This is a genomic window from Lysinibacillus sp. NPDC096418, assembly GCF_044762775.1.
Classification (GTDB): Bacteria; Bacillota; Bacilli; order Bacillales_A; family Planococcaceae; genus Lysinibacillus.
In genome coordinates, this window is sequence record NZ_JBIWEY010000005.1 from 43,237 (window position 1) to 62,440 (window position 19,204).

The window sequence follows — 19,204 nt, forward strand, 5'->3', positions numbered from 1 at the left end:
CTCTGCTGTATTAATGGCTGAGTCATTTGTTGCTGTTGTATTCATAATAAAAACAGCTTCATTTTGAAAATCTCGCTGATGCCAGATAATAGGCCCATCAAGTAAATTCTTAAGAATTTCCCCATGCAAAAACAGGCTGATAATTGCTATATCAGCCTGTTCCTCTAAGAGTAATCATACCTAATCTGCCATAGGCTTACCTATTATTTAATATGGAATTCCCGTCCATCATACACCGCTTCAACATAACCTAAACGGATGACAAAATCACCGAAATATTCGCCTTCTAAACGCTCTTTTGCATAGTGTAAGAGAATTGGGCGAAGCTCCGCTAAAATTTCCTCTTCACCGATATTTTCACGGTAAATTTTATTTAAGCGATTTCCAGTAAAACTAGCACCAAGATACATGTTATACTTCCCTGGTCCTTTACCGATAAAGCCAATTTCCCCCATTGCTGCACGTGAGCAACCATTTGGACAACCTGACATACGAATGACGATTTCAGTGTCACGAAGACCTGCTTCATCAATAATTGCATCAATTTTTGTGATGAGCGATGGCAGGTAACGCTCCGCTTCAGCCATTGCTAATCCACATGTTGGTAAAGATACGCAAGCAATCGCATTCCGACGAAGTGCTGAATAGTGCGCACCATCTGTTAACTTATATTGTTCAATAATGGCAGAGATTGCGCGCTTCTTCTGTGATGATACATTACTAATCATTAAATTTTGGTTTGGTGTTAAACGGAAGTCACCTGTATGTACTTTTGCAACTTCTCGTAGACCAGTTAAGAGCTTGTAATCTTCAAAGTCCTTAATTCGACCATTTTGGATGAATAATGTGTAATGCCATTTACCGTCTGCACCTTTGATCCAGCCAAATTCATCACCAGTTCGTTCAAAAGTAAACTGGCGTGCCGGCTGAATTTCCCAGCCAAGTCGACGGTGCAATTCTGTATTGAACCACTCAAGACCACGGGCATCAATTGTATATTTAAAGCGCGCATTTTTACGTACCGAGCGATTACCGTAATCACGTTGAATCGTAATAATTTTCTCCGCTGTTTCAAGTAACTTATCTGGTGTGATAAAACCAATAACGCGTGCCAATTGTGGATACGTTTCACTATCGCCATGCGACATACCCATACCCCCACCAACTGCTACATTAAAGCCAACTAGTTTACCTTCTTCAACAATCGCAATCAGACCAATATCCTGTGAATACACATCGACATCATTACTTGGTGGAATGGCAATACCAATTTTAAATTTACGTGGTAGATATTGCGCACCGTAAATCGGTTCGATTTCTTCATCTTGGCTATCAACGATTTTTTCTCCATCTAACCATAGCTCATGGTACGCACGTGTTCTTGGCAATAAATGCTCACTCAACTTTGCAGACCAATTGTAAATTTCCTCATGCAGAGCCGATTGGTTTGGATTTACGTTACACATTACATTTCGATTCACGTCTCCACATGCCGCAAGAGAGTCCAGAAGTATCTCATTAATTTCCTGCATGTATTTTTTGACGTTCCATTTTAGAATACCGTGCACTTGGAAGGCTTGGCGTGTCGTTAATTTTAATGAACCGTTACCATACTTTGTAGCCATTTCATCCATCACTAGCCATTGTGCAGCAGTTGCAGCCCCACCAGGTGTACGCACACGCACCATGAATTGATAAGCAGGTTCGAGCTTTTGGCGCTGGCGTTCATTACGAAGATCACGATCATCCTGTAAGTAACTGCCGTGGAACTTCATTAGACGGTTATCATCTTCTGGAATTCCTGAACTTAATGGATCATTCATTGTGCGTTCAAGTGTACCTCGTAGGTAATTACTTTCAGTTTTTATCCGTTCTACATCGCTTGGTTTACCCTCTTGTGGGGGTAAAATAATTTTTTCAGTCATTGTTCTCGCTCCTTCATTTAATAAACGTCACGTTGGTAGCGTTTTTGTTGTTTTAACTCATTCACAAAAGCCTTTGCCTCTTCAGCAGTTTTTTTGCCTTGTTGTTCAATAATGCGATGTAATGTTTTATCGACATCAGCTGCCATCGTTTTTTCATCACCACATACGTAAATTACGGCACCCTGTTCAAGCCATTCATAGATAGCTGCGGCTTGTTCTGCGATTTTATGTTGAACATACACTTTTTTATCTGTATCGCGAGAAAAGGCTACATCCATGTGTGTTAATGTCTCAGAGGCTAGCCAGCGTTGCCAGTCTGTTTGATACAAGAAGTCTGTTACAAAATGCTGGTCGCCGAAGAATAACCACGACTTTCCGCCAACACCAATTTCCTCGCGCTCCTCTAAAAATGCTCGGAATGGTGCAATCCCTGTACCTGCACCAATCATAATAATCGGTGTATTCTCTTGTTCTGGAAGTCTAAAATTTGGATTTCGATGTACGTAAATTGGTAATGTGTCACCTACTTGAATACGTTCTGCAATGCTACCAGAACATACACCTTGGCGTACTCGACCATTTGTTTCATAACTTACTTTACCGATTGTTAAATGCACTTCTTCACTATTGGCTTTTTGACTGCTTGCAATTGAATAGAGACGTGCTGGAATTTTACGTAATAACGCTAGAAATTGCTGTGCATCCCATGTAAACGGTGCGAAGTCCTTCACAACATCAAGTAAATCACGACCATACACATACGCTTTCCGAACATCGTCGTCTTCCAGTAGTTTAGAAAATTCTTTATGCACTGTATACGCACTAATTTTTTGCAGTAATGGCTTCGATAAAACGGTGATTTCTAGTTTTTTCTGTAATGCTTCTTTTAACGAGTATGTCTCTTCAAATACCGTTACCTGCTCTTGACCATCGAATTGCAATGCAGTTACTAGTGCATCTACTAAAGATTCTTCATTTTCTGGCTGAATGCCGATACTATCACCAGGTTCAAAAGTGAAGTTAGCGCCTTCAATCCCTAGCTCCACGTGATATGTTTCCTTGTTTGAACCACGACCATTTAAATTGATATTTTCCAGTACTTCGGCATAGAATGGATTTTTTCGAGAGTACTTAGATTCTCCTTGTACCCCCGCAGTTTGCTCAGATACTGTCTCGGTATTTGTATTCTGTAGTAGTTCTTGCTGTACAGATGCGAACCACTGCGCTGAGGGCTCGTCATATTCTAAATCACAATCTACACGTGGGGTGATAGGAGTTGCACCTAACTTTGCGAACTGTTCATCAAAGTCCCGCCCTGTTTTACAGAAAAATTCATACGAGCTATCTCCTAGCGCCAACACCGAATAATGAAGATGATCTAATTTTGGTGCACGCTTACTGTGTAGGAATTCGTAAAACTGAATAGCTTGATCTGGCGGCTCACCCTCACCATGCGTACTAACTACAAGTAATAAGTTCGTCGTTTTCTTTAGATTATTCGGCTTGAATTTTGCTAAAGAAGCGATTGTTACCTCCACATCATTTTGCTTTAATGCAGCTGCATATTTTTCAGCTAGCCCCTGACTATTGCCTGTTTGCGAGCCATATAAAATCGTTACCGTTTTAGTAACCGGTGCAACAGTTGGTGGTCCTTCCTCCACAATTCTGTCAATCGTCGCTTGCGGTGCACTTAAATAACCATTCAACCAATATTTTTGTTCTACCGTTAATTTAGGAAGAAGCTCATTTAAAAGCTTCACCTGCTCCTCACTAAATGGACTATTAATTACTTGCAGTTTCAAACTTTGCCACCTCACAAATGTTCTGTCTAAAATTATCTTAGACGAATTTTTTCTTTCTTCTCGATTTGCACTACATAGGAATTCTGTATAATTAAATTAATGGATCCATGGCTCACTGTCTTTAAAATTTCCCGGACATTATTTAATGCTAGATTTATATTTTCCTGCCTTTTATCTACCATTATTAATCACCTACTCTAAAAATTTGGCTCATCACCACGCGGGGATGATTTCCGTTCCGACTGGGCGCTTTCCAGGGGCGTCCGACGAGCAGCTTCAATCAACAAGCTTCTAAAATCTCTAATCCCTTTCATTAACTATCATTTCTGTCTTTTGGTGATGAACTAAAAATATCAGATCGCTAACACCTCATGTATTCGCTCCAGTAAAACTCGTTTCACATTATCGTCATAACCTAAGCTTTCACACAAAATAACGTTCGTTTCTTCATACCCTACTAATCTCTTAGTAATTCCTTGTCGCAATAAACCTGTAAATAATAAATATGGCACAATAAAAACGCGTGCTTGCAAATGCCTTTCTTGCTGTAGCCACTCCTCAAAAGTAGGACCTGTTCCATACAAGAAACATGTATCCACTGATGTGTAGAAATATTTGTCACGCAACCTTGCTGCAATGGTTGCTAAATCTTGTTTCACCGCAGGATCACTACTTCCACGTCCAATGAGTAAAACGCGTGCACCTTCATTCGATACTTGTGTCTCGTCGATACGGGCTTGAAGTGTATCAATCAATAGTTCATGCACACCTAACGGCTCTCCGTATGTAAATCGTATATTTGGAAATAGTGTCTTTGCCTGCTCTACCTCTTCCGGAATATCTTCTTTTGCATGCTTTGCAGCCAAGAGTAAAATCGGAACAACCGCAATTGCTGTGGCCCCTCGTTGAACACAGCTTTCTATTCCCTGTGCAATCGTTGGCTGTGCTAACTCTAAAAAACAGATTTCTTGAATGGGTGTGTCAACCTCCTGTTGCACACGCTGAAGAAAAGAAACGGCTTGCTCCACACCAGCCTTTACGCGACTTCCATGTGCGATATATAAAATGGCTTGCATGAAAACACTCCTTAAATTGAAATTTCTTGTAGCTGAGACTGAAGATTCGTTTGCTCAAACCATTGAATCTTCTCGCGTAATGCAACAACTTCTCCGACCAATATCATGCTAGGGTTTTTTATATTTTCACGCTGAGCTACATCTACAATATTGGCTAAAGTACCAGTAATCGTTTTTTGTTTAGCAAATGTTCCCCAGTGGACAAGTGCTACTGGCGTTTGTTCGTCACGCCCATATTTGAGTAGTTGTTGACGGATATATGGAAGATTCCCAACCCCCATATAAATCGCAATCGTATCGATACCTTTCGCTAGACTTTCCCACTGAATTGAATCGTCTTTTCCCTCTCGCATATGCCCCGTGACAATTGCAAAGCTTGAGCTTAGGTCACGATGTGTTACAGGAATTCCCGCATAAGCTGGTGCTGCTATTCCAGAAGTAATACCAGGTACAATTTCAAACGGTATGCCATGCTCTGCAAGTATCTCTGCTTCTTCGGCCCCTCTGCCGAAGACAAATGGGTCACCTCCCTTTAATCTAGTGACAACAAGCCCTTGCTGTGCATAGTGCACAAGTGATTGATTGATATTTTCCTGAATCATGGCATGTCGATTTGGTAACTTACCACAAAAAATCAGTTTGGCATCCTTTTTTGCATACGCTAATAAATCTTGATTGATAAGTCGGTCATACAAAATGACATCTGCTGCCTCAATACAACGTAAACCCTTTACAGTTATAAGATCCACATCTCCAGGACCTGCACCGACTATATAAACTAATCCCATACTTCTACACTCCTTTTAGCCCCATATGTTATTACTTGAAGCGAGGCTTCCCTAGAAGGACGAAAAGAGGCCCCTATTATCCACGCAGGCAAAGTAATACCTGTGAATAATAAGAGCCTCTAGTTTTCTAGTCAGCCGAGTTATTTTGAATCCTTAGTAATATACTAAGAATAATATACAATTTAGTATATTCTGTCAACACCCGATTTACCACAAAAAAATTTTATTGAATGTAAGAATTATTTCTCTACTTTTCGGATCATCCCATCTCTTTTCGGATTACTGAGCAGCTGACACGAATACCTAAATTTCAATAAAAAATATCCAACCAGTCACCGATACACTATCGGCAAATGATTGGATAATCCTTTCTTCATACAATTTCCTGAGAACTTTAATACTTTTTAAAACGGCCTTCGATATGGTCCTGGACGATAATACGGTGGTTGTTTTGGATAATGATAATAATTCGGGTAATTTTGATAGTACGGATATCGATTGAACTGTTGACCTAGAAAACTGCCTAAAAATCCCCCAACAAACGGCACACCAAATGGTAATAAGAAGCCTCCTGGATATCCAAACATAGGTATCTGTTACCTCCCTTTTTACTCTATCGTATGAAAGGAGGTACATATACCGCGTGTACATTGCCTACTTTATTTTTCTTCACCTAATCGTTGGATGAAGCTTGCTAATGTGCGTACCATTACTCCGGTACCACCTTTAGGTCCTAAATCATATGCAGAAGTAGCATCAGATGTACCTGCAATATCTAAATGAATCCATGGTGTATCTCCTGCAAATTCACCAACAAAACCGCCACCGAAAATCATATGACCATCTCGACCTGGTGAGTTGTTTAAATCTGCTAAATCAGATTTACGAATACGCTTTTTATCACTTTCTGTTAACGGCATCCGCCAGACGAATTCATCCGTTTCCTCTGCCGCTTCCATAAATTCAGCAAAGAACACATCATTATTAGAAAGTGCACCGGTTTTATCCATACCTAGTGCTGTAATGACACCACCAGTTAATGTGGCAATGTCAATGACAGAAGTGACACCCTGTTGTTTTGCATACGTCATAGCATCTGCCAGCACCAAACGGCCTTCCGCATCCGTATTTAAAACTTCCACAGTTTTACCACTATACGTTGTAATGACATCATCTGGTTTAAACGACATACCAGACACCATATTATCTGTAGAACCGATAACAGCTACGACATTTTTCTTTGGACGTAATTCACCGATAATTTTCATGGCACCAAGTACTGCTGCTGCGCCACCCATATCCCCTTTCATACCCACCATTGACGCAGGTGGTTTCAATGAATAACCACCTGTATCATATGTGACTCCTTTTCCTACTAAGCCAATTGGATCCACAAAATCTTCAGTCGCTTTGTACTTTAATGTTATTAAGCGAGGTTCTTCCGTTGAGCCTTGATTGACGCTTAAAATTCCGCCCATACCAAGCTCTTCTAATTGTGCTTTATCTAAAATTTCCACTTCAAACCCATATTTATTTGCCAAAGCCTCTGCATAATTTGCTAAGTCTGTCGCAGTCAAAAGATTAGGCGGTAAATTAATTAAGCTACGTGCCTCATTCACAGCATCCGCATAAATGGCACCAACCTTAAAGTTTGCCACAACTGCATCTAGATTTTCGGTCTCCGTCACAAGGTACACATCATCAATGCGTGTTTCGATTTCATTTAACGTTGTTTTATAATGAGGAATTGAATAATAACCCAGGCCAATTCCTTCACCCGCTAAATTAGCTACCTCTGTTACATTTATATCTCTCGTTGTAAATGATTCTAGCCAAATTGAATAGTTCTTTACTTTAAGCGCCTTCAGCTCTTTTCCTACTAATCCAAACACTTCACGTAGATTTTCTTCTGTTAACGTTTTTTGATCGCCAAGCCCCACAAAGAGTATGCGTTTAAGTGCAATATGTTCTTTTATAAAAGGTAACTTTGTTAGCTTCTTTAGCCCAGTTGATACATCGCCTGCAACAATCCAAGACTCAATCGCTTCTCCATAAAATGAAGTGAAACTTGCCCAATTGTGCATTTGCTCTCGGTGTTTTTGCACGCCTACGATTAATAATTCCGTAGAAATCGTTTCAAATGTTTTTGCCTCTTTAATAATGCGCATAAAAATTCCCCCTATCACTATCCCTTATTATACCAAACCCCTGAAAATGAACGTAAAATTCAACTCCGCCTTTTTTTAGAAAATTACGAATGCTATACTATATGTAATCCTATTTGAAGGTTGTGATGACAATAAGCTTACTTCAAAACACCCCTTTACTTGTTGCCCTCTTTTCAGTCATTTTCGCACAATTCGTTAAAATCCCTATCCACTTTTTAATGACGAGAAAATTGAATTTTGCATTGTTCACTTCAACTGGTGGTATGCCTAGTTCACACTCTGCATCAGTAACTGGACTGACAACTGCTATTGCTTACGAAACGGGATTGGATTCTCCCATTTTTGCAGTAGCGGCCATGTTCTCATTTATCGTGATGTATGACGCAAGCGGTGTACGCTATCAAGCAGGCCAGCATGCAGTGATTTTAAATCAGCTCCGTAAGGATTTTCAAACGCTTGTAAAGGACATTAAACATTGGCCTAAGATGGGTGGCGAAGAGAAGCTTGGAGAGTTAAAAACATTACTGGGTCATAAGCGCAGTGAGGTATTTTTCGGAGCATTAACTGGAATTTTTATCGCCGTCATCACTTATCAATTCGTACTATAAAAAAATGTGCCTTCGCAATGAAGGCACATTTTTTATTAGAACATGCGATAACCATTTTTTCTTAAAAAAATCATCACAATACCGGCGACAATTGCTCCCGCAAATCCTCCCGATAAAATGGCAATATCTACAATTTGTAGCGCTTGCAATTTATCTAAAAGTGCTGGAAAGGCAGATCCTGGTTTAAAAATATAGTCTAAAAAGCTTACATCGTCGACAATAAAGACAACAACAATTGGGTACACAACCGCCATTAACCATGTCATTCGCAGTAACATATTCAATAAGAACCCGATACCGAAAAACATGACGAAAAATAATACCACTGAAATGATTAACTGCACTAATGTTACTGGACCATCCATGTATGTATAACCTCCGTTTTCCTCTCATTAGTCTACATGATACGAGTAGCACTTTCAATGAACATGTCCTTGATTTCACTAGTTTTCCATATTTATATAATTAGCGAAAAGCAGACTTAAAAGACAAAGCTAGCATGCTTCACTATAATTAATAAATCATTTTCTAAAAAACAATTTATACGAGGAATAACCAAACACATCCCCTGGATTAATGCCATTAATCATATCTAACTGATGCTTTTCGAATTGGTTAGACGCCATTTCTTTTAACATAACAGATGTCATTTCATCTTGAACCAGTTCCTGTGGAAATAACCACCTTGCTTCGAGTAATTCATCTTCTTGTATAGCTAATGGCTGTTCTTCATTTTTCATTCGGCAATAAAAAATAGCCATGTTATCACTGATTTCATCGCGAATCACACCAGAGCGGAATCCGATTAATCCAGCTACAAAACAATCAATACCTGTCTCCTCTTGTAATTCCCGTAAAACTGCTTCATCAACAGTTTCTCCCTCATTCACAAAACCGGCTGGCAAAGACCAACGCCCCTTTAATCCACTATAGGCTTTTTTTACAACGAGCCATTGCCCAAGTTCATTGACAACTACACCCGCTACGCCTAACCAAACCTTGCCTCTTTCTTTTCTCATCAACCTTCACCTCTATCTAATTATTATAACTTTTTGCTATGTATAATTAGAAGAATAAATTCAGAATTTTAAGATCATGAAGTAAAAAAAGAATAGACTACCCTATAATGCCCTTTAAGCAACACAACTGCTTTCTATATGGTAAATATTTTCTTTTCCACGAGAGTCTACGCAAATTTGTAGCTGTATTACAAAAACGCTACTCTCAGCAAACTATTTTTCTTTTATGACGGCCCATAAAAACGGCTGCCCCAAAGTATAAATTTTACTTTTGAGACAGCCTCTATTTGTGAAATCATTTATTCAGTTAAAGAAATCTAAACTTCCCTTTTTTCGCTACTAAGCTTGGACCTCCTACTAAGAATAACGCACGGTTATCAATAACTTTTTTCAGCGCTGATGCAGATTTACCTGTAAACTTACGTCCAAGTGCATCGCCTATCGCATCATTATGACCAAGAGAGCAAACAGAACCTTTTAATTCTGGAACGAATGCTACAGTTTCTTCACCTTTCATCAAGCGTACGATATTTATAGCAACCACAACTGCCTGCTGCATCGCAATTTGGGCAGTAGGTGGATATGGCCGATCTGCTTCTTCATTAAATAAGAAAGCACAATCTCCTACTACGAATACATCATCGAAGTTAGGCGCACGCATATCTTGCTCTACACGCACACGCGCACGATTATTTTCAATACCAGACGTTTCGATTAAGTGATTGCCTCTAACGCCAGCCGCCCATAAGACTGTTCGTGACTTCACAAATTCAAATTCATTTTCAGCAACTTTAATCTTCACGCCTTCTGGAGTTGCTTCGACAACAGGTGTGCCTATAGAAAACTCAATGCCTTTTTTCTTTAACTGTGCTACAGCATATTCTACAAGCTCTTCATCAAATCCAGGTAATACCATGGGTGCTGCTTCCACACATAAGATACGTACTTTTTCTTGAGAAACATTAAATTCCTTACACAGTGTTGGAACACGATTTCCAAGCTCCCCTAAAAACTCAATACCTGTAAAACCTGCACCACCAACAACGAATGTTAGCTTGCTATCATCTTTTTCTTCATCTAACGACCAGCTCGCGAATTGGTACTCAATATGCTCACGAATATTACGAGCCGCATTTAAGCTAGTAAGTGACAGGGCGTACTTGTCCAAACCAGGGATGCCGAATGTCTCACCTTCAGAGCCAAGAGCAATAACTAAATAATCGTAAGTCATGTCCCCATCAGTGGTAATTACTTTTTTCTCTTGCACGTTGATTTGCTGTACAGTTGCTTTCACAAAAGAAACCTTACTGTGATTTACCACATTTGAAATATCATAGCGCGCTTTCGATGCAGCAATCGTACCAGCGGCAGCTTCATGCAACCATGTTGTTTCATAATGATAATCATTTTTGTTCACTAATACGATGTCTGCTTCATTTTCACCTAATTGTTTCTGTAAATTAACTACTGTCGTGAGGCCACCGTAGCCAGCGCCTAACACTAAAATCGTCGGTTTATTCATCGACATCCTAACCACCTTTTTCTTTAAAATACTAAGAATGCACCCATACTTTTCGCACTAGCTGGATATTCTCCACAAAAGCTTAACTATTAAATAGTGAATTTATTTATAGAAACCGTCATATACGGCGACTTACACGGGATTTTACGCTTCTAAACGTTCCATACCCCAGTCTAGTTTTAAAATGTTCTTCAGATTCGTCACTTGCTCTTCTCCAATAACATTGATTAGCTGTTGTTCGACTTCAATTTTTATTAGCTTATTCTTTTCATAGCACTCTTCACCGAACGCAGTCATACGAATCGCTTTATGCTTTTTACTATGCTCGACATTAGTGACCTCTACTAATCCTTTTTCCTGCAACCTTTTTATAAATTTATGAGTTGCTTGTCGAGAAAAATCAACACTTTTTGTTACATCTGAAATAGTTGGTCGCTTTTTATAAATTCTCGCTAAAATATACCATTCCGAATTGGAAATATAAATTTCATTATGTTCATTCCACTTATCTTCAACTAGTCGATGAAGTATAGCGTGACGTTCACTCAACAAATCAATTACATCAAGATTCTGTAATTCCATCATCAACTAGTCCACCTTCACTCCATATTTTTTCGTAACAACTATACAAAAAAATACCCAAATCGTCAACTAAGTTGACAAAATACACTTGTTTGCTCTATAATTAAATTAGTCAACTAAGTTGACAATATTGTTTGATGGAGGGACCTTACATGTACAATGTTGGCGACGTAGTCATTTATGCAGCACATGGTCTTTGTTCTATTGAAGATATCTGCGAACAAACTTACAGTGACATTACGCAAACCTATTATGTTTTGCAACCACTAAATGATTCAAAATTAACAATCCGCACCCCTACTGACAATGCAAAAAAACAGCTACGAGACATTATTGATAAAGATGAAGCATTAAAGATTTTAGAATCCTTTACTTCTCCTGGTGTTGAATGGCTTGATCAAAATACACATCGTATGAAACTTCATGTAGAAATTATTAAATCTGGAGACAGACAAAAACAAGCAAGTCTTTTGAATACATTAATGCGTAAAAAGCAGGAATATATCTCTATTGAAAAAAAATTCCCGCTACAAGAAGAAAAGACACTTCAATCTTTGCAGGAAATGATATTTTCTGAGTTCTCCATTGCACTCGATAAACCATCTGAAGAAATTTATGAATACGTTTTAACACAAATTCATTAAGTTGCTCCTTGCGAGTACATAAAGAAGCCACCATTATTTCTACTAATAATGGTGGCTTCTTTCATATTCAATTAATCGCAAACTTCTGGCGTACCTTCACGTTTTGCAGCTTTAAAGCTTGAACCACAGCCACATGAAGCAATGGCATTAGGATTATCAATGGTGAAGCCTCCGCCCATTAGCGATTGTTTGTAAATGTTGTTATATCAACGTTTGTCGTTGTTTTGATGGATTGTAAATCACAGTGTGGATTGTGTATCCCATGCCTCTATGATTATGTATAGCGCTGATTCGATTGTACCCTAACTTACGTAGAAAAACCATTATTAAATGTGGTGAGTCGTTTCGTTAGCAACTTCACTTCGTGTGGCTGTCAGAGGTCACATATAAATAGGAAGATACCCTATCTCAATATCGGAAAACACCCCCTACCTGTGCCTTACCATGTGACTCTTCAAACGGCTCTGTGACAAGCTTTTGACCTCCACTGACCAAATAAACTCAACTCGCCCTCTAGGGGCTAGATACGAGCCTGCTATGCCCTTAAATAAGCCATCTGACATGTTCATAACTGCTTCACCTTGACTCATTAAAAGGTTGATTTTATCTCCTTCACATAAACAATAATGAAGTGATTTAGAGCCTTATAAATCAAAGGATAAATACCAAAGGTTACGTTCAGGTACACCCAAGGATTCACCCAAACAGCTTAGAAGAAAGATACACCTTTAATGCTGTTCTCAATAGATTCTTCTGTAATTCCTATGTAGCGTAAAGTCGTTTTCTGCGAGCTGTGATTGAAGATTTCCATTAGTGTAGCTACATCTCTTGTCGCTTGGTAGTACGTGTAGCCAAACGTCTTACGCATGGTATGTGTACCTATAGACTGATTCCCTATCATATCGCCTGCTTTGGCAATAATACGATAGGCTTGTGTAGTAGTAATGTGTCCTTCACCTTTGCGACTAGGGAATAAGTAAACTGCGCCTGTTGGTAATGTGTCAATGTAGTCTGCAATGTCAGCCATCAAGTTGTTAAGATACACTGTACGCTCTTTTTTAGTCTTGCCCTCACGAATCTTAAAATTAGATTTCCCCTTTACCTGTTTCAGTGTCAGAGCCACCAAGTCACCACAGCGCAAACCTGTAGAGATACCTAGCTTGAACAAAAGTTGATTGCGTTTAGCATACTCACTTACCTTGCCTTGCTCTGTCATTCCTAGAGCTTCTATCAGCTCATTTACCTCCTGTTTCGTTTTCAACGGTTGTACATCAATCAACATGCCTTTTTTCTCGTTCATGTTTGCCATACTTACGACCCCTTTTCTTATGTATCCTTTTGTCCACAAACAAACAATACCATACATTGGAAAAGTGATCAATTAACAAATGGCTATATGTCAACATTCCCTATGTATCCTTTTATTAAAAAGCATACATTTAATCTAGTCTTATGGTTGGCTATTGTACTCGCTATCTTCAAGACCTTAATTTCCCCTTCTTATTTACCTGTATCAACACACTCTTTAGATGATGATACATTTACCCTTATGTCCCGCTACTACTTGGATAACTAATTAATTTGAGTATTGTATAGGAATTTTCCCATTAAATTCTGTGATTATGGTTGAATGCGTTTCTAAGCCATTTAGACCTTATCGTCTCGTTGGTTTTGTAACAGTCAATCTTTCTTGTTGGTGATATTTGTTCTGTTACAGCAGATTAATTTAAGAAAGGATTTTTTTATTCTTTTAATAAGACAACAGGAATACCCTAAAGAAAAAGGAGGGGTATTATAAAAAAAAGTAAAAGTCGGTATTACTTGCTTTGCCACGCTAATACTTGTAGTAGCAACCTTATTTTTATATATACAAGTTACTAGTAAACAAGAAGAAGGTAATCATCCTTTACAAAGTCTTAGTTACAATGATTTAATGGGTGTCATTATGGTAAGTTTAAATGAAAAAGGCTATGATGTTGCCGTACAGGAGGGAACATCTTCTGACAAAAAAATTGTAATAACATTAGTATTACCACACGATGAGTTCGATAGTAAAACCAAAGAAGAAGTACATCAAATAGCAACTGACGTTATTATAAAAAATAAATTTGAACCTGAAACATTTCAATTCAACTTCACAAGTTACATAAAGTATTAACTATACAAAGTACCGTAAAAAATATTTCTACCTGAATTATTCATAGCTATCTAAAGTTTGTGGATTTTCATGAGTTTTTTGATAGTAGTCTCGTTTTTTTGCGAAGCCCTAGCTTAACGGGAGAAGAATTTTTCATTATATATTAAAACATAAAATGAATATTCCATTTTTGATAGCTCTTTCCAAACGTGGTATTTTTATACAAAGGAGGTAATTATATGAGATATTTATTTGGATTCATTTTTTTATTAATAGGTATTTGGCAGCTAATAATAACCTGGCGAACATTCACAGGTCTCAAGAAAGACGGAGATAAAAGTACTTCTCCTTTTATTATGCTAGGTCTGTGGAATAGTTTAGTATTTGCCATAATTTTTATTGCTGTTTCACTCGGATGTTTCTTCATCAATTTTTAAATATTTCTATTTAAAATTTATTTGGTTTGTTCATTACTTAATTCTAGTATAAACCACGTTATTCTTTCATTCTCAACTAACAAGAGGCTTAAGTTGAAGAACAGGACTTGTGTTTATGATTATTCCTCTTAAATGCAAGTCCTTTTGTTATGCTCTCACAATAACCCATTTAACCTCACAGTTGGCTTTGCATCCACGATTAGATAACCTGCGTCAATAATTCCTCAGCTCTCTATCGACTCTCATAGGCTCGTTAAACGCTTCTAAGAACCTGTTGCTCAGTTCTTGTAACTGTCAATCTCATTTGTTCTTCATTTTCCATTTATCCACCAAAACATATTTTGTTATGTTACAATTTTTTGTAAATATATAAATTGAGTTAATCAAGGAATGCGAGGTGAAATTTGAATGTCCTATATTAACGAATTACAGTATTACTTAGACAGTGGTTCAATTGGAATTGTGTTCGAGCTTTTATTAGTTACTACATGTATCTCAACAATCATTTTCCTTATAACTAAAAACCAATACATTTCTTACTTATCATCAGCACCGATATTTTATTTCATTTCTAAAATGTTTTATCACAACACCCATTTTGTATTGATTGTAGTTGCTATGACAGTCCAAGCCCTTGTAATTCTATTAATCCAAAAACAAAATTCATTAAAGGAAATGTCTTTAAAAGACAAAACTCAAGAGAACAGTATATAGCTGTTTATTCTAGGGCTTGTGCATATGAAGTTTATACACAAGTCCTTTTGTTATGTCTTCACACAACCTCTCATGTAGCTCCACACATGGCTTTGTAACAACCATTAGACAACCTGTGTTAATGTTTCCCTCTGCTCCACTAACCACACTCACAGGTTCGTTAAAGGCTCGTTCAACTCTACTTAGGTGCTTGTTACTCAGTTCTTGTAGCTGTCAATCTCACTTGTTGCTAATTCCCATTCCTCTACCAACCCAAACTCTGCTATGTTACAATTTCGATATAGAAAAAATTTTCAGTTAGTGAAAAAAGTAGGAGGATTTGAGTTTTGAATAGTTATTATACAGAAGATATGAACAGTTTTAATTCAGGAGATATTTTATTTAGTGCTTTCTCGATTTTCGGGTTATTATTTTCTCTTATTCCATTTATTTTTTTCCTTTGGTTTGCTATCAGTACAACTAAGCAATTAAAAAGGCAATCTTTATTATTGGAAGAAATCAATGAAAAATTAAAACGTTAACAAGGACTATAATCTCCTTTTAACAATCAAACCAATAGCCACCACGCTTAAATCTTATGGACTTGTGCGTAACACTACTGCAAGTCCTTTTGTTATGCCCCCCATACTTGCTCCTGTACCCTCAATGACAGCTCTATAGCAATGATTAGATGCCTGTGTGAATGTTTTCTTCAACACCAACACTCACATGCTCGTTAAACCCTCCTAAGTGGTTGCTATGATTTTAGCGCTGAATAGTTTTATTGATAACTTTTACACCAACCTTATATAAGCCTACACTTGTTTAGTTGTAGCAAGCTCAGTGTTAGGTAGTATTACAAGCCCCCTACTCTATCTAGCACCTCTGTTCTACCCACTACCTTTGAGCGTTCTTTGGGTTGGTGATTAGGATAGAACAATCTGAAAAAGCACACCAACTTAATTGTGATGTGCTTAGTACCTATTTGCCTTTTCTTTCCACAATACTACTTCAAAGGCGACAACACAAAGCTGCTCAGCTTGATGAAGCGCTGAAACGTGAACAACAAAAAACGACTTTCTTCTCAACCGTCAGCAAAACAGCTCCTTGACTTCCTCATCAGTAAAATAGTTTGTGAGGTCTAAATCTTGTTTCAACAATCTCACTGAATCCATTGGATTAAACGCTATCACCCCCTCACGCTCTAAATGGTTGAACATTGCTTTGTATACTCGTAAACGAATGTTAATTGTTGTATCTGCTAATCCCACACCACCCACTTTTTTGATGTATATATGCCCCTCATAACGAACAGCGTCATACTTTAAGTAGTTGATATAATCACGAAAAATTTGTGGTGTTTGTTCATCAACAGTTTCAATCTCATAGTTCTGCTCTAGCCACTTTACAAAGTAACCCCAATCTTTTTGATAATCCTTTAATGTTCGTGGTCGAACTCCCTCCGCACTTTTAGCAGACACTACAAAGTCAATCGCTTGCTCAAAATTAATCTTTGGGTATTCCTTCTCCATTGCCAACTTACCAATTGCTGTTCTTTTCCTCTTTTTTAAAACCATACAAAAAAGCCTCCTCAATTTGTTATGTTTTCGCAACATACAAATCAAAAAGGCTTGGTATCTACAATCCTAAATACACCGTTTTAGGGTTGTGTTTACACATTTTCAGGATTGTGTACACATCAATTTCTACTGTTATTTACAACCCTAGTTCAACATTTCCAAAATATTCAATTAGTCGCAAACTTCTGGCGTACCTTCACGTTTTGCAGCTTTAAAGCTTGAGCCACAGCCACATGAAGCAATGGCATTAGGATTATCAATGGTGAAGCCTCCGCCCATTAGCGATTGTTTGTAGTCGATTTTAGTTCCCGTTAAAATAGGCGCATCTTCACGGGTAACAAGAACAGTCAAACCATGTTGCACATCTTCTAAGTCGTCATCCATTTTTTCTTTATCAAAATGCATGCCATAAGAAAGGCCGCTACATCCCCCGCCTTTAACAACAACGCGTAAAAAGGAACCTTGTTCTTCATTGTGCTCCATCATTTCATGAATATGAAAGACGGCTGCCTCTGTTACTTCTACTACTTTTTGTAAACTTGTCAACCCAATCACCTTCTTTCTTATTAATATCATATCAATTTTGTCTATTGAATGGCAATTATTCGGCTTGTCATCTATTCTTGTAGCGATTCTCCATTTAACTTCCCAACAATTAGTCATTTCTATTCATGTTTCTCAAACTATAGTTGGTATAATAGTTATATCAAAGTCAATGAAAGAGGTATTATATATGGAGATTTCACCTTATTATGAAAAAAATGTTCAATGCATTAATTGTAAAAAAGAATTTCCAACATTAAAAGTACGCTCTAAATTCATCAAAGTCGAACATACTGAAAGTGATTTCCAGCCAATTTACGTCGATGATGTCAACGCACTGTACTACAATGTATTCGTCTGTGAACATTGCGGCTTCTCTTTTACCGAAGATTTCTCAAAATATTTTGCTCCGGGTGTACAAGATGAAATCCGTACGCAAATTACTGAAAAATGGGTGCACCATGATTTTAAGGGTGAACGTACTGTTTTTCAAGCAATCCAAGCTTATAAGTTAGCGTTTATTTGTGGCACCATAAAAAAAGAAAAATTTGTTGCTTCAGCAGGCCTTGCGCTTCGTTTAGCATGGCTTTACCGCTCCTTAAAAAATGAAGGTCAAGAACAGCGTTTCTTAAAAATTTCCCGTGATCATTATATGGATTCTTATTCAAACGAGGATTACAGCTCTACCCAAATGTCGGATGTCCGCATTATGTATATGATTGCTGAACTTTCACGACGTATTAGCGATATGGAAAATGCGACACGCTTCTTCTCAAAAGTGATAGAAAAACAAAACACTGGTGGCGAAGCGAAGATTATTGAGATGGCTAAGGAACAATGGGCAATCATTCGAAAAGAGAAAGCAAGCCAAATATAACCTCAAAAAAAGTTCTAGCCCTGAATGAGCTAGAACTTTTATTTATAAGTGCAATTAGAATACTTGCTCTACTTCAATAATGCCTGGTACTTCTTCTAATAAAGCACGTTCAATACCTGCTTTTAAAGTAATTGTAGAACTTGGGCAGCTACCACATGCACCTAATAAACGTAATTTTACAATACCGTCTTCTACATCTACTAATTCGCAATCCCCACCATCGCGTAGTAAGAATGGGCGTAATTTATCTAAAACTTCTTGAACTTGGTCGTTAATTGTTGCTTCAGCCATTTTATCTCGACTCCTTTCCTTATAATGATTATAATGTTAGCAACAGAAAAAATCCAATATAGAATCACAAGGAGCGGAAATACCATGGAATACATTAAACCATCCATTGAAATTTACGGGACAGCAATTATTTGCGCCAGCTGTGTTAATGCACCATCTTCTAAAGATACATATGAATGGCTACAAGCTGCCATTGATCGCAAATATCCTAATCAAGCGTACGATATTCGTTATGTCGATATCGAAGGTCCAATTGAGAATGAACGCGACGCAGACTATGCTGCACGCATTCAAGATGACGAATTTTTCTACCCTCTCGTACTTATTAATAATGAAGTAGTCGGAGAAGGCTACGTGCAATTGAAACCTGTTTTTACCGCTCTTGAAAATTTAGGCTTCACACCTGATGAAACGGTTTAGTAATAGATAACAGGAAAGGGAGACTGATAGCAGTCTCCCTTTCTTGTTATCTGATAGCTATTTGAAGCTTTATATTGCACCTAAACTCATCC

The 19,204-nt window shown here is 37.9% G+C and carries 22 protein-coding genes and 1 pseudogene; 7 read left to right on the forward strand and 16 right to left on the reverse strand.

Annotated features, from left to right (window positions below; all coding sequences use genetic code 11):
* Positions 1 to 203: 203 nt before the first annotated feature.
* The 7 genes from cysI to ACIQZG_RS06685 all read right to left on the reverse strand — a co-directional run bounded on the left by cysI (position 204) and on the right by ACIQZG_RS06685 (position 7,759).
* Positions 204 to 1,925 (reverse strand): assimilatory sulfite reductase (NADPH) hemoprotein subunit, encoded by a 1,722-nt coding sequence (gene cysI / locus ACIQZG_RS06655; protein ID WP_402754388.1) that lies wholly within the window; start codon positions 1,923 to 1,925, stop codon positions 204 to 206.
* A gap of 17 nt (positions 1,926 to 1,942) precedes the next feature.
* Positions 1,943 to 3,727 carry an assimilatory sulfite reductase (NADPH) flavoprotein subunit gene (locus ACIQZG_RS06660; protein WP_402754389.1) on the reverse strand — a complete coding sequence of 595 codons (1,785 nt, stop codon included), beginning with the start codon at positions 3,725 to 3,727 and terminating at the stop codon, positions 1,943 to 1,945.
* Between the two features lie 32 nt (positions 3,728 to 3,759).
* Complete coding sequence (locus tag ACIQZG_RS06665) at positions 3,760 to 3,909, reverse strand: DUF2292 domain-containing protein (RefSeq protein ID WP_402754390.1); 150 nt, start codon at positions 3,907 to 3,909, stop codon at positions 3,760 to 3,762.
* Between the two features lie 171 nt (positions 3,910 to 4,080).
* The gene (locus tag ACIQZG_RS06670; RefSeq protein ID WP_402754391.1) at positions 4,081 to 4,803 is read right to left on the reverse strand and encodes a sirohydrochlorin chelatase; all 723 of its coding nucleotides are present in this window, start codon (positions 4,801 to 4,803) and stop codon (positions 4,081 to 4,083) included.
* Between the two features lie 11 nt (positions 4,804 to 4,814).
* Positions 4,815 to 5,591, reverse strand: a complete 777-nt coding sequence (gene cobA / locus ACIQZG_RS06675; protein ID WP_402754392.1) for a uroporphyrinogen-III C-methyltransferase — start codon at positions 5,589 to 5,591, stop codon at positions 4,815 to 4,817.
* 404 nt (positions 5,592 to 5,995) lie between these two features.
* Positions 5,996 to 6,178, reverse strand: coding sequence for a uroporphyrin-III methyltransferase (locus ACIQZG_RS06680; protein ID WP_402754393.1), 183 nt, complete (start codon positions 6,176 to 6,178; stop codon positions 5,996 to 5,998).
* A gap of 72 nt (positions 6,179 to 6,250) precedes the next feature.
* Positions 6,251 to 7,759, reverse strand: coding sequence for a leucyl aminopeptidase (locus tag ACIQZG_RS06685; protein ID WP_402754394.1), 1,509 nt, complete (start codon positions 7,757 to 7,759; stop codon positions 6,251 to 6,253).
* Between the two features lie 125 nt (positions 7,760 to 7,884).
* On the opposite strand from ACIQZG_RS06685, the gene ACIQZG_RS06690 reads away from it, so the two are divergent.
* Positions 7,885 to 8,367: a divergent PAP2 family protein gene (locus ACIQZG_RS06690; protein ID WP_402754395.1), complete on the forward strand. Its 483-nt coding sequence runs from the start codon at positions 7,885 to 7,887 to the stop codon at positions 8,365 to 8,367.
* Between the two features lie 35 nt (positions 8,368 to 8,402).
* Here ACIQZG_RS06690 and ACIQZG_RS06695 read toward each other — a convergent pair whose 3' ends face one another.
* The 4 genes from ACIQZG_RS06695 to ACIQZG_RS06710 form a co-directional block, all read right to left on the reverse strand.
* Positions 8,403 to 8,732, reverse strand: a complete 330-nt coding sequence (locus ACIQZG_RS06695) for a YuiB family protein (protein ID WP_402754396.1) — start codon at positions 8,730 to 8,732, stop codon at positions 8,403 to 8,405.
* 156 nt (positions 8,733 to 8,888) lie between these two features.
* The gene (locus ACIQZG_RS06700; RefSeq protein WP_402754397.1) at positions 8,889 to 9,386 is read right to left on the reverse strand and encodes an NUDIX hydrolase; all 498 of its coding nucleotides are present in this window, start codon (positions 9,384 to 9,386) and stop codon (positions 8,889 to 8,891) included.
* A gap of 307 nt (positions 9,387 to 9,693) precedes the next feature.
* Positions 9,694 to 10,908, reverse strand: a complete 1,215-nt coding sequence (locus ACIQZG_RS06705; RefSeq protein WP_402754505.1) for an NAD(P)/FAD-dependent oxidoreductase — start codon at positions 10,906 to 10,908, stop codon at positions 9,694 to 9,696.
* Positions 10,909 to 11,052: 144 nt separating this feature from the next.
* On the reverse strand, positions 11,053 to 11,493 hold the full coding sequence (locus ACIQZG_RS06710; RefSeq protein WP_402754398.1) for a MarR family winged helix-turn-helix transcriptional regulator: 441 nt from the start codon (positions 11,491 to 11,493) through the stop codon (positions 11,053 to 11,055).
* 149 nt (positions 11,494 to 11,642) lie between these two features.
* On the opposite strand from ACIQZG_RS06710, the gene ACIQZG_RS06715 reads away from it, so the two are divergent.
* Positions 11,643 to 12,134, forward strand: a complete 492-nt coding sequence (locus ACIQZG_RS06715) for a CarD family transcriptional regulator (protein ID WP_402754399.1) — start codon at positions 11,643 to 11,645, stop codon at positions 12,132 to 12,134.
* Between the two features lie 71 nt (positions 12,135 to 12,205).
* Here the strand turns inward: ACIQZG_RS06715 and ACIQZG_RS06720 are convergent.
* Both ACIQZG_RS06720 and ACIQZG_RS06725 read right to left on the reverse strand, forming a co-directional pair.
* Positions 12,206 to 12,328, reverse strand: a pseudogene (locus ACIQZG_RS06720) (HesB/IscA family protein); the annotation flags it as partial.
* Positions 12,329 to 12,843: 515 nt separating this feature from the next.
* Positions 12,844 to 13,443: a tyrosine-type recombinase/integrase gene (locus tag ACIQZG_RS06725; RefSeq protein ID WP_402754400.1), complete on the reverse strand. Its 600-nt coding sequence runs from the start codon at positions 13,441 to 13,443 to the stop codon at positions 12,844 to 12,846.
* Positions 13,444 to 14,079: 636 nt separating this feature from the next.
* Here ACIQZG_RS06725 and ACIQZG_RS06730 point away from each other — a divergent pair.
* The 3 genes from ACIQZG_RS06730 to ACIQZG_RS06740 all read left to right on the forward strand — a co-directional run bounded on the left by ACIQZG_RS06730 (position 14,080) and on the right by ACIQZG_RS06740 (position 15,943).
* A complete protein-coding gene (locus ACIQZG_RS06730; protein ID WP_402754401.1) occupies positions 14,080 to 14,292 on the forward strand; it encodes a hypothetical protein in 213 nt (70 codons plus the stop codon).
* 218 nt (positions 14,293 to 14,510) lie between these two features.
* Positions 14,511 to 14,708: a hypothetical protein gene (locus tag ACIQZG_RS06735; RefSeq protein ID WP_402754402.1), complete on the forward strand. Its 198-nt coding sequence runs from the start codon at positions 14,511 to 14,513 to the stop codon at positions 14,706 to 14,708.
* A 1,040-nt stretch (positions 14,709 to 15,748) separates the two neighbouring features.
* Positions 15,749 to 15,943, forward strand: a complete 195-nt coding sequence (locus ACIQZG_RS06740) for a hypothetical protein (RefSeq protein WP_142510140.1) — start codon at positions 15,749 to 15,751, stop codon at positions 15,941 to 15,943.
* A gap of 549 nt (positions 15,944 to 16,492) precedes the next feature.
* Here ACIQZG_RS06740 and ACIQZG_RS06745 read toward each other — a convergent pair.
* Together ACIQZG_RS06745 and ACIQZG_RS06750 are read right to left on the reverse strand one after the other, a co-directional pair.
* Complete coding sequence (locus ACIQZG_RS06745; protein ID WP_402754403.1) at positions 16,493 to 16,978, reverse strand: tyrosine-type recombinase/integrase; 486 nt, start codon at positions 16,976 to 16,978, stop codon at positions 16,493 to 16,495.
* A 174-nt stretch (positions 16,979 to 17,152) separates the two neighbouring features.
* Positions 17,153 to 17,557 carry a HesB/IscA family protein gene (locus tag ACIQZG_RS06750; protein ID WP_402754506.1) on the reverse strand — a complete coding sequence of 135 codons (405 nt, stop codon included), beginning with the start codon at positions 17,555 to 17,557 and terminating at the stop codon, positions 17,153 to 17,155.
* 157 nt (positions 17,558 to 17,714) lie between these two features.
* Here ACIQZG_RS06750 and ACIQZG_RS06755 point away from each other — a divergent pair, with 157 nt between their 5' ends.
* Entirely contained in the window at positions 17,715 to 18,401 is a 687-nt protein-coding gene (locus ACIQZG_RS06755; protein WP_402754404.1) for a DUF2225 domain-containing protein, read from the forward strand.
* A 54-nt stretch (positions 18,402 to 18,455) separates the two neighbouring features.
* On the opposite strand, the gene ACIQZG_RS06760 is transcribed toward ACIQZG_RS06755, so the two are convergent.
* A complete protein-coding gene (locus ACIQZG_RS06760) occupies positions 18,456 to 18,692 on the reverse strand; it encodes a NifU family protein (protein ID WP_010857481.1) in 237 nt (78 codons plus the stop codon).
* A gap of 84 nt (positions 18,693 to 18,776) precedes the next feature.
* Here ACIQZG_RS06760 and ACIQZG_RS06765 point away from each other — a divergent pair, with 84 nt between their 5' ends.
* Positions 18,777 to 19,112 carry a YuzD family protein gene (locus tag ACIQZG_RS06765; RefSeq protein ID WP_402754405.1) on the forward strand — a complete coding sequence of 112 codons (336 nt, stop codon included), beginning with the start codon at positions 18,777 to 18,779 and terminating at the stop codon, positions 19,110 to 19,112.
* Positions 19,113 to 19,204: the final 92 nt, after the last annotated feature.